The following is a 14,582-nucleotide window of genomic DNA, read 5'->3' as shown; positions in this document are numbered from 1 at the left end:
TAGCCAAAAAAAACATTTGGTATTGCGGCAGGTGGTCCGTATGCTTACGGCCACGTACGGGTAGCCGACCCGCTCATCCTGTAGAATGATGAAACTGGCAGACATGCCCTCCTGTCTCGAGGGTGGAGGTTTGGGAAAAACCGGGGGGACTCTGGCTAACTACTCCGTGGAGGTTCGAATCCTTCTTCTACAGCACCCAGGCTCGTCAGCCCCGCCGTCGGGGTGGCCTGATGACCGCCGCTTACGACAAAGCGCCCCGCAGATATGGTCTGCGGGGCGCTTTGCTTTCGGGGCTACGGAGTGCCGGGGTTATTTGGCTTTGCGAAACAGGTAGCGCGTCATGAAAATGCCCTGGCCGGTGGAGCCGCCGCTCTGCAGGGTCTGCGTGAGCGGGGTGACCTGCACCAGGTCCCAGCCCTCATTCTGCACGTCCTGCAGGGTGCGAATGATGGTTTCCTCGTTGGCGCGCACGTTCTGCATGTTGATACCGGTGAGGCTGAAGAGGTTTTCCATCTGCGCCTCCTTGGTGCCCTTGAATTCCGGCGTGAAGGTGATGCGCGAGCGGCCCAGCCCGCCGGCCACGACGGATTCAATGGTGGTCATCTGCATGAACTGGTAGGAGCCGGCTTTAGACACCTGCGCCAGACCACGCTGGGGCAGCAGCGGCAGTAACAACAACAACAGGCCGGGAAAGAAGCGGAGGAAAAGCTGAGCACGCATGTAGCTTGGAATGAAGGGGTTTGAGGCGGGCAAAAATAGCCGGGGCCTAGCGGCCCCGCAATGCATGATGATGTGACAAACCGGCCCGGAATGGTTGTATGCCCCGCCCCGATTTGCCCCCGAGCAGGCCCCGGCAACGCGGGGGCGGTGGCACGGGTATATTCCGGCAGTACTCTTTCCGTAAGCTCTTCCATGCTCTCCTTCCTCGACCAGCTGCTGGGCCTGCGGGCCGATTCGCGCACCATCGAAGCTTACCAGATGGCGGCGCGGGCGGTGCTGGTGTTTTTCGTGGCGCTGGCGCTGCTGCGGCTGTCGGGCAAGCGCACTTTCGGCAGCAACAGCCCCTTCGACGTGGTTATCCAGGTCATTTTCGGGGCGGTGCTGAGCCGGGCGGTGGTGGCGGCCTCGCCGCTGGGCGGCACCCTAGCGGCCTGCGCGGTGCTGGCGGCCCTGCACCGCCTGCTGGCCTGGGCCGCCCACCGCAGCCACTTCGTGGGGCGCGTCATCAAGGGCAGCTCCTACGTGCTGGTGCAGGAGGGCCGCATTATGCACGGCAACCTGCGCCGCAACAACCTCAGCCGCCGCGACCTGCTGCAGGGCCTGCGCGAAGCCGGCCAGACCGACGACCTCAACGCCATTCAGACGGCCCGCCTGGAGCGCGACGGCCGCATCAGCGTGGTGCTGAAACCGGGCACCACCATCCCCGACCGCGAATAACCAGATCTTACCGCTATGTTTCTGCCCAAACACGCCGCCTTGCTCCTGCTGCTGACCGCCGCCTGCCAGTCGGGCCCCAGCCAGCCGCCCCCCACGGTTACGGTCGACCTGATCTACGGGCCGACCTGCCCCAATTCGGCCGCGGCCTACCGCACCCTGCAAAAAATACAGGCTGATTGGGGCACCCGGCCGGGGGCAAAGCGGGCCCAGCTCCGGGTCAATCGATGGCGGGTACCCGAAAACGCCCTGCCTACGCCGGCTACCGTCCGGCTCAACGGCTATCCGTTCCCGGCCGATAGCAGCCTGCCGGTCCGGCTGAGCGGCTACAGCTCGCCTACGGTGCTGGTAGCCGGCCACAGCGTGACGGGCACCGCGCCGCAGCCCGGTTTGCCGGGCTGCGCGGTGCTGCTCCCCACCGAACGGTTGATCCGCGAGGCCATCGACGCCGCGCTACCGCCGGCCCGCTAGTCGCGCTTGGTTTTCAGCAGGTTGCGCAGCGAAGCCAGCTCGTCGCGGAACTTGGCGGCCTGCAGGAAGTCCAGCTCTTTGGCAGCGGCTTCCATCTGCTTTTCGGTCTGCTTGATGAGCTTTTCCAGATCGGCTTTGCTCATCATAGCCACCACCGGCTCGGCCGCAATGGCCAGCCCGCCGTCCTCGTCGGGGCCGGCGTAGGCCTGGGGCTGCTCCGGCACGCGGTAGTCGGAGAGGGACGTCTGCTCCATGATGGCCTCGCGCGACTTGCGCACGGTGCGCGGCGTGATGCCGTGCTCCTCGTTGTAGGCCAGCTGGGTGGCGCGGCGGCGGTTCGTCTCGTCCATGGCGCGCTGCATCGAGCCGGTAATGCGGTCGGCGTACATGATGACTTTGCCCCGGTCGTTACGGGCGGCGCGGCCCATAGTCTGAATCAGGCTGCGCTGGTCACGCAGGAAGCCTTCCTTGTCGGCATCCAGAATGGCTACCAGCGAGACTTCCGGCAAGTCCAGGCCCTCGCGCAGCAGGTTCACGCCGATGAGCACGTCGATTTCGCCCAGGCGCAGCTGCCGCAGGATTTCCACCCGGTCCAGGGTCTTCACGTCGCTGTGCACGTAGCTGACCTTGATGTTGAGCCGCTCCATGTACTTGGTCAGCTCCTCGGCCATGCGCTTGGTCAGCGTGGTCACCAGCACCCGGTCGCCCATCTTCACCCGGTTGTCCACCTCGTCCAGCAAATCGTCGATCTGGTTGACGCTCGGCCGGATTTCGATTTCGGGGTCGAGCAGGCCCGTGGGGCGGATGATCTGCTCGACTACCACGCCGCCGGCCCGCTCCAGCTCGTAGTCGGCCGGCGTGGCCGATACGTACACGGCCTGCCGGAACATGCTCTCGAACTCGTTGAAGGTCAGCGGGCGGTTGTCCATGGCACTCGGCAGGCGGAAGCCGTACTCCACCAGCGCGGTTTTGCGGCTTCGGTCGCCGCCCCACATGGCCCGTATCTGGGGCATGGTGGCGTGGCTTTCGTCCACCACCAGCAGGTAGTCGTCGGGGAAGTAGTCGAGCAGGCAGAACGGGCGGGAGCCGGGTGCCCGGCCGTCGAAGTAGCGCGAGTAGTTCTCGATGCCCGAGCAGTAGCCCAGCTCCCGGATCATCTCCAGGTCGAACTCGGTGCGCTCCATGATGCGCTTGGCCTCGGCGTCGCGCCCCTCCTTCTCGAAGTAGGCGTGCTGCTGCATCATGTCGTACTGAATTTCCTTGATGGCCTGCTGCAGGGTGTCCTTGCCGGTCACGAACAGGTTGGCCGGAAACAAGGCCACGTCCTTTTCCTCGCTCAGCTTCTTGCCGCTTTCCGGGTCGATGCGGTGCAGGGCCTCAATTTCGTCGCCGAAGAAGTAGATGCGGTAGGCGTAGTCGAGGTAGGCGGGGTAGATGTCGACGGTGTCGCCCTTCACGCGGAAGGTGCCGCGGGTAAACTCCTGCTCGGTGCGCGAGTACAGAATCTGCACGAACTGGTAGAGCAGGGCGTTGCGCGAGAATTTCAGCCCCGGCTTCAGCAGAATCATGTTCTTGCCGAACTCCTCCGGGTTGCCGATGCCGTAGATGCACGACACCGAGGCAATGACGATGACGTCGCGCCGCCCGCTCAACAGTGCCGACGTGGTGTGCAGCCGCAGCTTCTCGATTTCCTGGTTGATGGCCAGGTCCTTCTCGATGAACACGTCCGTCGAGGCAATGTAGGCCTCGGGCTGATAGTAGTCGTAGTAGCTGATGTAGTACTCGACGGAGTTGTTCGGGAAAAACTGCTTGAACTCGCCGTAGAGCTGGGCCGCCAGCGTTTTGTTGTGAGCCAGAATCAGCGCCGGTTTGCCCGTCTGGGCAATGACGTTGGCCATGGTGAACGTCTTGCCGGTGCCGGTAGCGCCCAGCAGCACCTGGGCCGGGTCACCGTTTTCGATGCCCGCCACGAGCTGGGCAATGGCTTTGGGCTGGTCGCCGGTGGGCTTGAATTCAGAGGTCAGTTGGTACTCCATGCAGGGAGAAGTCGGAGAGCGGAAAAGATAACCCTTCTTAACCGCAGGCGGGCGGCCGGGGTTTCCACCGCCGCAAAGAAACCTGCTGCCGCGCACCAGGCAACTACCGGGCCCGCCCACCAAAGAAAAACCCCACGACCGGAAACCAGCCGCGGGGTTCGGACCCAGGTGAGTGAATGGGTTAAGCTGTCATCGAAATCAGGGCGCCAGCTCGGCTTTGCCGCCGCCAAACTCCATGCTGGCCGACAAGCCCAGGGCGTAGGGGCGGGTGCGCTGGCTCCATTTTTCGGAGGGATTGGCATTGAGCGTATTCAGGCCGGCTTCGGCTTCGGGCCCCAGGTTAAGCTGCCAGTTGCCGCTGGCGGGCGAGAAGCGCACCCCGGCGCTGCCGCGGGTGGTAGCCAGCACGCGGCGGTACGAGGAGTCGTCGGTGGTGGCCTGGGTGCCTACGGCCGTGCGGTTGCGCAGCAGCACGTTGACGGCAGCGCCTACGGCGGCGTACACGCCCCAGCCCTGCTTGTGGCTTTCGTAGCGCACCTGCATGGGCACGCCCACGGTGGTGAGCTGGTAGCGGCCAGTCTGGAATTTCTCGTCGGCGGCGTTGTTGTTCAGCAGGGTCTGCGGCACTTCGCGGCCCGTACGGCCCGACATAACGGCCACTTCGGCGCCGGTCAGCAGCGTCCAGTGCTTTTTGCTGAGCGGCACGGCCACCCCAAACATGCCGCGCTGGGCCAGCCCGGGCTGCAACCGGGTAGGCTCTTCGGGCACGGGGGCGCGCTGGGCCACCGTCGTCGGCGTGGGCATGGCGCTGAAGGCCATACCGCTGCCCACCACGCTGCTCACGTTCGGGGCGAAGCGCTGGGCGCCGAAGCTGCCGCGCCAGCGCCAGTGGCTGCTGGCCGATGCTTTTTTGTCGTCCTGCTCCTGAGCCGCGGTAGCCTGAGCCGCCAGCAGCGCAGGCGTGCTGAGCAACGCGGGCTTCAGCGAGTCGGGCACATTGGCACTCAGGTTGGCGCGGCGTAGCCGGCTGGCAATGGCCGACATGTACTCTAATTCGGTCCCACCAGTGGCCGACGGCGCAACGGCAGCGCTACGAGCCCCCGTGGGCGCGACGCCGGCTACCAGAGTAGCACTGGCATTGCCGCGCGGGGCCAGCACCGGGTTGGCCGGCATCAGCGAGCCACCGCGCACGGCGGGCGAGGCAGCACCGCCGAAGGTCTGGCGGATGGCCGCTACGGCGCGGTTCAGCAGGCTGGGTTGGTCGGCCCGGCTGGCAGCCGAGCGGCGGGCACCAAACGACTCCCGCAGGTTCTCTACCGGGTTCGACGTCGTGGCAGAAGCGGCGGTAGTAGCAGCATCGGTGCTGGCCAGCAGTCCTGCCTCGGATTGCGTGGCGGCGCCGGAGCTGGCAGCCGAGGCATCAGCCGCGCTGGCCTGCTCATCCGAGAAGCCCGAGCGAGTAGAGCTGGCAGCAGTGCTGGCAGTTGCGGCACCGCGGGCAGCAGCTTCAGCTGAAGGCTGCGCGGCCTGGCCCAGACGAGCGGCGGCACTGCGGGCGGCGGCATTGCTGTCGACCACGGCTATTTCGGTGCCGGGGGCGGGCGCCAGGGTACGCTGGGTCAGCCAGCCTCCAAGGCCTAGTGTGGCCACGGCCACGGCCGCGGCGGCGGCGCGGCGGTAGCCCACCAGCCGGCGGCGGTAGCCCTGGTTTTCGCGCAGCAGCAGCTCGTGGTCGAGCCGGTCCCACACGTCGGCGCGGGGCGTCAGCTCAGCCTCGGCCATCTTCTGGCGGAATAGCTCCTCCAGATTGCCGGTGGGTGGCCGGTGGTCGTTATTATTATTGGAAACGGGTGTCATTGTAATGCTGGTCGAGTCTTTCAAGCTTGGCTTTCAGAATAGCGCGGGCGCGGGAGTACTGCGACTTGCTGGTACCCTCCGAAATGCCGAGCATCTCGCCAATTTCTTTGTGGCCGTAGCCTTCGATGGCAAACAGGTTGAACACCATGCGGTAGCGCGGGGCCAGGTCCTGAACCATCTTGAGTAATTCGGTGAAGTTGTAGTTCGACAGGATCAGCTCCTCGTCGGCCACGGCTTCGGGGTATTCGTTTTCCGTCACGGCCAGCATGGGGGCGTTGCGGCGGTGCTGGCGCAGGGCGGCGTTGATCATGATGCGCCGAATCCAGAACTCCAGCGGACACTCGCGCCGGAACAGGCGCAGGTTGCTGAACACCGTCACGAAGCCTTCCTGCAGCACGTCCTCGGCCTCGAAAGTCGTTTGGGAGTAGCGCGAGCAGACGGCCAACATGCGGCCGGCGTAGCGCGTGTACAGCTCCTTCTGGGCCACGCGGCTGCCGTCGAGGCAGGCGTCGATCAGCTCGGCTTCGCTCCAGCGGCTGGCCGGCGTGAGGGGCCGCGTGGCGGCAGGCGGAGCCGGGGCCACTTCCGTGGCTTCGGCCGAGGCAGCCGACATACCGCCGACGAGCCGGCCGAGGCTGCCGCCAAAGGCAGCGGCCAGGGCGCTCATATACGGGCCCGGCGGGTGCGGCCGGGGGCGCCATTGCCCGGCGCGGCGGCGCGGCGGGAGGTGTTGGTAACAGGTAGCGGATGTCTCATGGGCTAAAGGGCCACGAACGAACAAAACGAAGCCGGCCATTCGGCGGCGGTATGGGGATGAGTAGCAGCGGGGCCTCTTGGTTGCAAGCTCGGATATTTTTTTGTGTCGGCCCAGACTCAACCTTGCCACCGTCTTTCGGGTACCTACTCAGGTCGAGCCACGCAGGCCGATGCTTTCTGACCTTGCTCCGCGCCCATGAAAACCCTTATTCTATTTTACTCCACGTATGGCCACATCTGGAAAATGGCCGAAGCCGTAGCCGAGGGCGCCCGCGAAGTCGGCGGCAACGAGGTCAGCGTCAAGCGCGTGCCCGAAACCCTGCCCAAAGAGCTGCTCGACCAGATTGGGGCCACCGAGGCGCAGAAAGCCTTTGCCCACGTCCCGGTAGCCACGGTGGAGGAGCTGCCGGACTACGACGCCATCATTCTGGGTGTGCCCACGCGCTACGGCAGTCTGTGCGGGCAAATCCAGGCGTTTCTGGACGCGACGGGGCCGCTATGGGCTAAAGGCGCCTTGGTGGGCAAAGTCGGGGGGGCTTTCGTGAGCACGGCCACTCAGCACGGCGGGCAGGAAACCACCATTCGCACGGCCCACACGGCGCTGCTGCACCACGGCCTAATCATCGTGGGGCTGCCCTACGCCTGGCAGGGCCAGATGCGTATCGACGAAATAACGGGCGGCTCGCCCTACGGCGCCAGCACCATTGCCGGCGGCAAGGGCGAGCGGCAGCCCAGCGAGAACGAACTGGCCGGGGCCCGCTACCAGGGCAAACACACGGCCGAAATTGCCAGCAAGCTGGCGAAATAGTGAAATGGTGAGATGGTGAGATGGAGAACTGGTGAGTGTCGTTCTGGCGGCTCCAGTTCACCAAGCTATCCGGCCATAAATCAAGCGGCCCCGGCAACGTGCCGGGGCCGCTTACGCATTTGGCGCGGTCAGAACATCGACTCACTCACCCTTTCCCCATCTCACAGTTGGTTGTGCGTCCGGATCAGGCCCATGAAGGCGTCGCGGTAACTGTCGCCGACGGGGAGCAGGCGGCCGGCAATCTGCACCTTGCCGCGCTCCACGTGTTCGATGCGGTTCAGGGCCACTAAGAATGACTTATGGATGCGGGCGAAACGCTGCGGCGGCAGCACCTCCTCGACGCGGCGGAAGGACTGCAGGGTGAGGATTTTGCCGCTTTCGGCGGTATAGATCATCAGGTACTCCTTCATGCCCTCGATGTAGAGGATGTCGTCGAAGGCCACGCGCTGCAGCCGGTGCTCGTTCTTGACGAACATGGCGTCGGCCGCCACGGGCGTTTCTGGCTGCGCGGCGGGCGGTTGTGAAGCGGCGGGTGCGGCCGGGGCGCGCAGCTTACCGACGGCCTGCAGAAACCGCTCAAAGGCAATGGGTTTGAGCAGGTAATCGGTAGCCGCGAGGTCGTAGCTCTGCACGGCGTACTGGGCGTAAGCCGTGGTGAAGACCACGCGCGGGGCCGGTTGCGGCAGCAGCTGCACGAACTGCAGGCCGGTGATGCGCGGCATGTGAATGTCGAGGAAAATGACATCGACGGGGTGGTCCTGCACGAAGGCCAGGGCCTGCAGCGCGTCGTGAAACTGCCCGCACAGCTCCAGAAACGGCACCTGCGCGCAGTAGCCGGCCAGCACGTCGAGGGCCAGCGGCTCGTCATCGATGAGCACGCAGCGCAGCTTGCGGCCAGAAAGAGCTTCCATGCGGGAAAAGTAGTCAGATCAAGTCAACATAGAATAAGGCGAGGCGTGCCGCCGCTGAATCAGCCGAGCACAGGGCCGGGCAGCAGCGTGAGGGCGGCGCGGTAGTGGCCGGGTGGGGTTTCAAGTCGCAGCTCGTGCCGGCCGGGGTAAAGCAGCTCCAGACGGCGGCGCAGATTCACCAGGCCCACGCCGCCGGATGCCTCCAGCGCCGCCCCGCCGGGCTCCGGCGCCACGGCGTTGTCGACCACCAGCTGCAGGGCGCCGGCGGCGGTCAGGCCCAGGCGGATCTGCACGGCGGGGCGGGCCGTCAGGTCGCCGTGCTTGAAGGCGTTTTCGACCAAGGGCAGCAGCAGCATGGGCGCCACGGGCCACTCGGCCGCGGCGGGCAGGTCGGCGTCGTCGAACACGATGGCGGCGGCGCCGGTGGCGGGCAGGCGCAGCTGCTGCAGGGCCAGAAAGCTGCGCAGGTGCTGCAGCTCCTGGCTGAGCGGCACGGTGTCGGCAGCCGACTCGTAGAGCATGTAGCGCATGATTTCGGCCAAGCGCAGCACGGCTTCGGGGGCGCGGTCGGATTTCTGGCTGGCCAGGGCGTAGATGTTGTTGAGCGTGTTGAAGAGGAAGTGCGGGTTGACCTGCATTTTCAGCAACGACAGCTCGGTGAGCAGCTGCCGGCGTTCCAGCTCCCGGCGGTTGTGGCGCTCCTGCAGGTAGTCGCCAGTAACGCGCAGGGCCGAGCTAAGGAAAATCATCATCAGGCCCGTCAGCGCGTAGGGAATAACCTGCCGCTCCAGCTCGGGCGGCGGCATATCCGCGGGCGTGCTGTAAACCCAGCGCGAAGCCCCTACCCGTAACCCCACGAATACCGTCAGCAGCAGCAGTACGCCCAGCGCGTACCAGGCTACCCGGCCGCGGGCCAGCAACCGCGGAATCAACTCGCGCCAGTTCAGGTAGAAGATGGCGGCGTAAAGCGCATCGGTACTGAAGCTGCGCAGCAGCACGTTCTGCCACAGCGCCCAGGATTGAACGTCGGTGTGGTCGAGGGTGCTGAGCATCTGCCGGATTTGCAGCGCGTCGGTGAGCAGCAGTACGCTCCAGAGTACGGCGTGGGCCCACAGCGGCACCCGGCGCGAGGTGACGGGCTCGGCCGCCGGCCAGGGGGCGGAGCCAAACAACGGCGAAAAGGCGCGGGCGAGTAGGGTGGGCATGGGTCCGGGATAAAAGCTCCGGCAAGCTAGGGCCGGCGGGCCGCCAACGGGGCTTTTTTTCAACGAACCCGCCCGGACTGCCCCCCAACCACCCGCCGGCCGCCGCCAACCGCCGGGCAGCCCGTTGAGGGGCCGAAACGCGGCAATTCGCCACGGCAAAAGCGGCGTTCGACCCAGGTACAGTGGGTTTGGTGGATTTGTCGGAACGGAGTCAGAAGCGGCCAATACGTTTGCCAGCACTGACGCCTTCTGACCTATGAAAACCAACTCCTTACTCGTTGAAACGCGGGCCCTGTCCTTCGGCTTCGGGCCGCGGCCGGTGCTGCACCAGCTCGATCTGCAGGTGCCCGCGGGCAGCATCTACGGCTTTCTGGGCCCGAACGGGGCCGGCAAAAGCACCACCCTGCGCCTGCTGCTGGGCCTGCTGCCTGCCCCGGCCGGCACGGTGCACCTCTTCGGCCACGAGCTGGCCCGCCACCGCCTCGCCGCGCTCGGGCAGGTGGGCGCGCTCATCGAAATGCCTTCGCTCTACGACCACCTCAGCGGCCTCGATAACCTGGAGGTGACGCGCCGCCTGCGCGGGCTGCCAGCCGGCCGCACCGCCGACGTGCTGGCCACCGTGGGCCTCACGGCCGACGCCCACCGCCCCGCCCGCGAGTACTCGTTGGGTATGCGCCAGCGCCTCGGCCTGGCCCTGGCCCTGCTGCCCGACCCCGAGCTGCTCATCCTCGACGAGCCCACCAACGGCCTCGACCCGAACGGCATTATCGAAATGCGCGCTTTGCTGCAGACGCTGCAGCGGGAGCACGGCAAGACCATTCTGCTCTCCAGCCACCTCATCAGCGAGATTGAGCGCGTGGCCACCCACGTGGGCGTGTTGCAGCAGGGCCGGCTGGCCTTCCAGGGCAGCGTGGCCGAGCTGCAGCGCCGGCAGCAGGGCCACGCCCAGGTCGTCATCGACACCGACGACGCCGCCCGCTGCCAGCTGCTGCTGCCGGTGGACTTGGGCGGGGCCACCGTGCTGGGTCCGGGGCGGCTGGGCGTGCCTTACCAGTCGGCCGAGCAGATGGCCTACCTGGCCCAGCAGCTGGTGCTGGCCGGGCAGCCCGTGTATGCCCTGCATTGCCAGCAGCCCACGCTGGAGCAAGCCTTCCTGCATCTCACCGAACCCGCCGTAGCTTAATGGAAACCGCCCTGACTTTCGCCCAGCCCGGCCTGCTCACGCAGCTGCGCCGCTCCCTTTCAGCCGATGTGCTCAAGCTCAAGCACACCCCGGCCCTGTGGCTGACGTTGGGCAGCGGTGCGCTGCCGGTGCTGCTCTTCGGCCTAATTTTCTTCTTCAAGGGCCAGTTCCTGCTCAAGCCGGGCCAGAACCCCTGGCCGGCCTACATCCTGCAGAGTTGGCAAACGGCCACCGGCCTGCTGCTGCCGCTGTTCGTGGTGCTGCTCAGCAGCCTGGTGCTCCACACCGAAAACAAGGCCCTGGCCTGGAAGCACCTCTACGCCCAGCCCCTGAGCCGCGCCGCCGTGTTCGGCAGCAAGCTGCTGGTGCTGCTGGGGCTGAATCTGCTGGCGCAGGTGGTGTACGCGGTGCTGCTGGTGGCCTCGGGCTGGCTGCTGGGCGTGCTGCGCCCCGCGCTGCACTTCGCCGACTTTGCCGCGCCGCTGGGCGCCATCGTGCCCCTGCTCTGGCACACCTTCGCGGCCACGCTCGGCATCCTGGCGTTGCAGTACGTGGCGGCGCTGTGGTGGCGCAGCTTCGCGGCCCCGGTGGCCGTGGGCATGGCCTGCACCATTGCCGCCCTCACCCTGATGCGCTGGGAATTCATCGACTGGGTGCCCTACGCCGCGCCGCTGCTCAGCCTGAAAGCCGTGGGCAAGGGCTTGAACGTGGGCTGGGCGCTGTCGACCTCGGGGCTGCTGGCCCTGGGCTGGGCCGCCGCCACGCTGCTGCTGGGCTACGCGCTGCTGGGCCGCCGCCACGAGGGCGCCGCCCGCTAAGTGCCTGAGCTATATATCCTGACCACAATTTTGTCTGCCGGAAATGCAACCCCGCCCCGAATCGACCCGACCCTTGTCCCAAATGCTCCTAAAAGACTGGCTTGTGCTACCGCTTATCACATAATCGAGTGATTGTCTGACGACGAATTCTGCCGGTCCTTTGCCCTGAAATAGACCTGCTTACCGGCGGCACCCACCTCCCCTTACGCGCCGCGGGCGCCCGCTGCCCGCCGCCCACCGTTTCCGCTTACAGTTCACGGCGCTGCCTCGCCGGAGCCGCTTTCGGCGTCCGGCAGCGCGGCTACTTCCGCAGCCTTTCTGTAGTAGCGTCCCTCCTCCGCCCTCCCTTTACTCATGAAGAATTCCTTACTCCTGCTGCTCGCTTCCGCGGGCTTGCTTGCCACCGAAGCAGCCGCTCAGGCCCCTGCCACCCGCCCTGCCGCCCCCGCCAGCGGCGCGCCCACCGGCGCCCCGGGCGGCGCCAGCCCCCAGGCCGCCATCCTGCCTGCTGCCCCGCGCGGCAACGGCCGCATCTCGGGCACCGTGCTCGACGCCACCACCAAGCAGCCCGTGGAGTTTGCCACCGTGGCCCTGCTGCCCGCCACCGGCGAACAGCCCCTCGACGGGGCCGTGGCCGACGACAAGGGCCGTTTCTCCCTGAAAGGCCTCGCGCCCGGTTCCTACCGCCTGTCCGTCAGCTTTATCGGCTGCGGGGCGGTGGTGCAGCCCGTCACGCTGGCCGAGGGCAAGATGAGCGTGGACCTGGGCTCGGTGGCGCTGCAGAGCCAGACCAAGCAGCTGGGCGAGGTGCAGGTAACCGGCGAGCGGCCGGTGGTGGAAAGCAAGCCCGACCGCCTCGTGTACAACGCCGCCCAGGACGCCACCAACAAGGGCGGCACCGCCGCCGACGTGCTGCGCAAGGCCCCGATGGTGTCGGTGGACCCCGACGGCAACCTGCAGCTGCGCGGCTCGGGCAACGTGCGCGTACTCATCAACGGCAAGCCCTCGGCCATCGTGGCCAACGACGTGGCCCAGGCCCTGAAACAGCTGCCCGCCGACCAGATCAAGAACGTGGAGGTGATTACCAATCCCTCGGCGAAGTACGACTCGGAGGGCTCGGCCGGTATCATCAACATCGTGCTGAAGGAGAATAATCTGCAAGGCGTGAACGGCAGCGTGGGGCTGGCCGCGGGCACCCGCAACTCCAACGCCAACTTCAACCTGAACGCCCGCAAGGGCAAGGTGGGCTTCAACTCGGCCCTGAACGGCTGGGCCTTCTACGCCCCCGGCGTGCAGGCCGTGGACCGCAACACCTATGACCGCGCCGGCAAGCTCATCAGCACGCTCACGCAGCGCAACGAGGGCCGCGGCGGCGGGGGCGGCGGCAACCTGCGCCTGGGCGTGGACTACGAGCCGGCCCCCAACCACGCGCTGAACCTGACGCTGAACGGCAACCTGTTTCGCAACGGCAACAACGCCGACGTGAGCCAGACCTTCACGCCCGGCAACGACCGCCGCAGCAACTACGACCGGGAGCTGGAGCAGAAATTCCGCAACCAGAACTTCGACCTGACGGGCTCCTACACCCGCTCGTTCGGGCAGCAGAGCCGCCGGGAGTGGTCGGTGCTGGGGCAGCACTCGCGCAACACCAACCGCCGCGAATATGACATTGACCAGTACGAGCTGTACCAGGAGCACTTGTCGCCCTTCTACCAGGAATCGAGCCTGAACCGGGCCCGCAACGTGGAAACGACGCTGCAGACCGACTACGTGCACCCGCTGTCGGACAAGCAGACGGTGGAAGTGGGCGCCAAGATGATTCTGCGCGACGTGTACAGCAACTACTACGTGGACACGGCCGGCACGCGCGGGGTGTTCGGGCAGAACGCCAGCCTGACCAACATCTTCGACTACACCCAGAACGTGACGGCCGGCTACGCCACCTACGCCACGCCGCTGGGCAAGAAGTACAACGTACGCCTGGGCGGCCGCGTGGAGCGCACCGACATCGAGGGCAACTTCCAGGGCGACGCGGGCCGCTTCACGCTGGGCTACACCAACGCGCTGCCCAACGTGAGCCTGACGCGTAACCTCAAGCAGCAGGGCTCCACCATCCGGGCCAGCTACACGCGCCGCATTCAGCGCCCGAGCATCTTCTTCCTGAACCCTTACGTCAACCGCATCGACCCATTCAACATTCAGCGCGGCAACCCGAGCCTGAACGCGGAGTTTGCCGACAACTACGAACTGAACTGGAACACATTCGTGAAGGGCTCGGTGATTAACCTGACCGGCTACGCCCGCATCACCAACAACGCCATCGAGGCCGTGCGCACCACGCGCGACACTTTGGTGAACGGCGTGACGCGGCAGATTCTGACCGGCACCTACGGCAACGTGGCCCGCAACCAGACCTTCGGCCTGAACGCCTTCGGCTCGGTGAAGCCCCTGCCGAAGTGGGACGTGAGCGGCAACGTGAACGTGTCGTACGTGTACTTGAAAAGCCAGGCCCTGCAGACCAGCAACTCGGGCCTGATGTACTCGGCCAACATCAACTCGGGCTACAAATTCGACAAGGGCCTGAGCCTGCAGTTCTTCGGCATGCTGAACTCGCGCCGCATTCAGCTGCAGGGCACGTCTTCGGCCTGGAGCATGTACGCCATCGGGGTGCGCAAGGACCTCTTTAAGGGCAAGGGCGACCTGACGCTGAACGCCGACAACCCGTTCACCAAGTTCCGCCGCCTGGAAAACAACTTCCGCACCCGCTACTTCGACGACCCCTCGCTGGTGCAGTCGGATCAGCGCAACACCACCAACATCTACCAGCGCGGCGTGCGCCTGGCCTTCAACTACCGCTTCGGCAAGCTGGAGAACAAGCCCAAGCGCCCCAGCCGCTCCATCCGCAACGACGACCAGAAATCGGGTGACGGCGGCCAGGGTGGCAACTAAACACGGACTTGGGGCCTCTTGGTGAGTGAGTGCCCTTACGCCCCTCTTCCGGACAGCAGGCGCCTCTTCTAGGGCGCCTGCTGTTTTTGTTTGCCGGCCACCGGCCGACAAATGTCCGGCCGCCTTGCAATCGGCGGCCGGGGGCTGCGTTAGT

At 66.0% G+C, this 14,582-nt stretch carries 12 protein-coding genes and 1 tRNA gene; 7 read left to right on the top strand and 6 right to left on the bottom strand.

Annotated elements, in window-relative coordinates:
• Positions 1 to 79: 79 nt before the first annotated feature.
• A tRNA-OTHER gene (locus tag FDY95_RS26390) sits at positions 80 to 193 on the top strand.
• A 116-nt stretch (positions 194 to 309) separates the two neighbouring features.
• Here the strand turns inward: FDY95_RS26390 and FDY95_RS16980 are convergent.
• Entirely contained in the window at positions 310 to 720 is a 411-nt protein-coding gene (locus FDY95_RS16980) for a hypothetical protein (protein WP_138079651.1), read from the bottom strand.
• Between the two features lie 192 nt (positions 721 to 912).
• On the opposite strand from FDY95_RS16980, the gene FDY95_RS16975 reads away from it, so the two are divergent.
• Both FDY95_RS16975 and FDY95_RS16970 read left to right on the top strand, forming a co-directional pair.
• A complete protein-coding gene (locus FDY95_RS16975) occupies positions 913 to 1,437 on the top strand; it encodes a DUF421 domain-containing protein (RefSeq protein ID WP_138079649.1) in 525 nt (174 codons plus the stop codon).
• Positions 1,438 to 1,452: 15 nt separating this feature from the next.
• Entirely contained in the window at positions 1,453 to 1,905 is a 453-nt protein-coding gene (locus FDY95_RS16970; RefSeq protein WP_138079647.1) for a hypothetical protein, read from the top strand.
• Here the strand turns inward: FDY95_RS16970 and uvrB are convergent.
• From uvrB to FDY95_RS16955, 3 genes are all read right to left on the bottom strand, one after another.
• Positions 1,902 to 3,941, bottom strand: a complete 2,040-nt coding sequence (uvrB, locus tag FDY95_RS16965; protein ID WP_138079645.1) for an excinuclease ABC subunit UvrB — start codon at positions 3,939 to 3,941, stop codon at positions 1,902 to 1,904. The genes FDY95_RS16970 and uvrB overlap by 4 nt on opposite strands.
• A 198-nt stretch (positions 3,942 to 4,139) precedes the next feature.
• The gene (locus FDY95_RS16960) at positions 4,140 to 5,798 is read right to left on the bottom strand and encodes an outer membrane beta-barrel protein (protein ID WP_138079643.1); all 1,659 of its coding nucleotides are present in this window, start codon (positions 5,796 to 5,798) and stop codon (positions 4,140 to 4,142) included.
• Complete coding sequence (locus FDY95_RS16955; protein WP_138079641.1) at positions 5,779 to 6,465, bottom strand: RNA polymerase sigma factor; 687 nt, start codon at positions 6,463 to 6,465, stop codon at positions 5,779 to 5,781. Before FDY95_RS16955 ends, FDY95_RS16960 begins: the two co-directional genes overlap by 20 nt.
• Before the next feature lie 285 nt (positions 6,466 to 6,750).
• Between FDY95_RS16955 and wrbA the strand changes: the two genes are divergently transcribed.
• Entirely contained in the window at positions 6,751 to 7,362 is a 612-nt protein-coding gene (gene wrbA, locus FDY95_RS16950) for an NAD(P)H:quinone oxidoreductase (protein ID WP_138079639.1), read from the top strand.
• A 161-nt stretch (positions 7,363 to 7,523) separates the two neighbouring features.
• Here the strand turns inward: wrbA and FDY95_RS16945 are convergent, their stop codons facing one another.
• Both FDY95_RS16945 and FDY95_RS16940 read right to left on the bottom strand, forming a co-directional pair.
• Positions 7,524 to 8,273, bottom strand: coding sequence for a LytR/AlgR family response regulator transcription factor (locus FDY95_RS16945; RefSeq protein WP_246074060.1), 750 nt, complete (start codon positions 8,271 to 8,273; stop codon positions 7,524 to 7,526).
• Between the two features lie 59 nt (positions 8,274 to 8,332).
• The gene (locus tag FDY95_RS16940) at positions 8,333 to 9,478 is read right to left on the bottom strand and encodes a sensor histidine kinase (RefSeq protein WP_171025725.1); all 1,146 of its coding nucleotides are present in this window, start codon (positions 9,476 to 9,478) and stop codon (positions 8,333 to 8,335) included.
• A gap of 256 nt (positions 9,479 to 9,734) precedes the next feature.
• On the opposite strand from FDY95_RS16940, the gene FDY95_RS16935 reads away from it, so the two are divergent.
• The 3 genes from FDY95_RS16935 (at position 9,735) to FDY95_RS16925 (ending at position 14,428) form a co-directional block, all read left to right on the top strand.
• Positions 9,735 to 10,661, top strand: coding sequence for an ABC transporter ATP-binding protein (locus tag FDY95_RS16935; RefSeq protein WP_138079635.1), 927 nt, complete (start codon positions 9,735 to 9,737; stop codon positions 10,659 to 10,661).
• Entirely contained in the window at positions 10,661 to 11,479 is an 819-nt protein-coding gene (locus tag FDY95_RS16930) for an ABC transporter permease (RefSeq protein ID WP_138079633.1), read from the top strand. The genes FDY95_RS16935 and FDY95_RS16930 overlap by 1 nt, the downstream gene beginning before the upstream one ends.
• Positions 11,480 to 11,833: 354 nt before the next feature.
• Entirely contained in the window at positions 11,834 to 14,428 is a 2,595-nt protein-coding gene (locus tag FDY95_RS16925) for a TonB-dependent receptor domain-containing protein (RefSeq protein ID WP_138079631.1), read from the top strand.
• Positions 14,429 to 14,582: the final 154 nt, after the last annotated feature.

The sequence above is a fragment of the Hymenobacter jeollabukensis genome (genome assembly GCF_005771675.1).
Classification (GTDB): domain Bacteria; phylum Bacteroidota; class Bacteroidia; order Cytophagales; family Hymenobacteraceae; genus Solirubrum; species Solirubrum jeollabukense.
The sequence above is the reverse complement of the archived record's forward strand: the minus strand, read 5'-3'. Positions and strand labels throughout refer to the sequence as shown.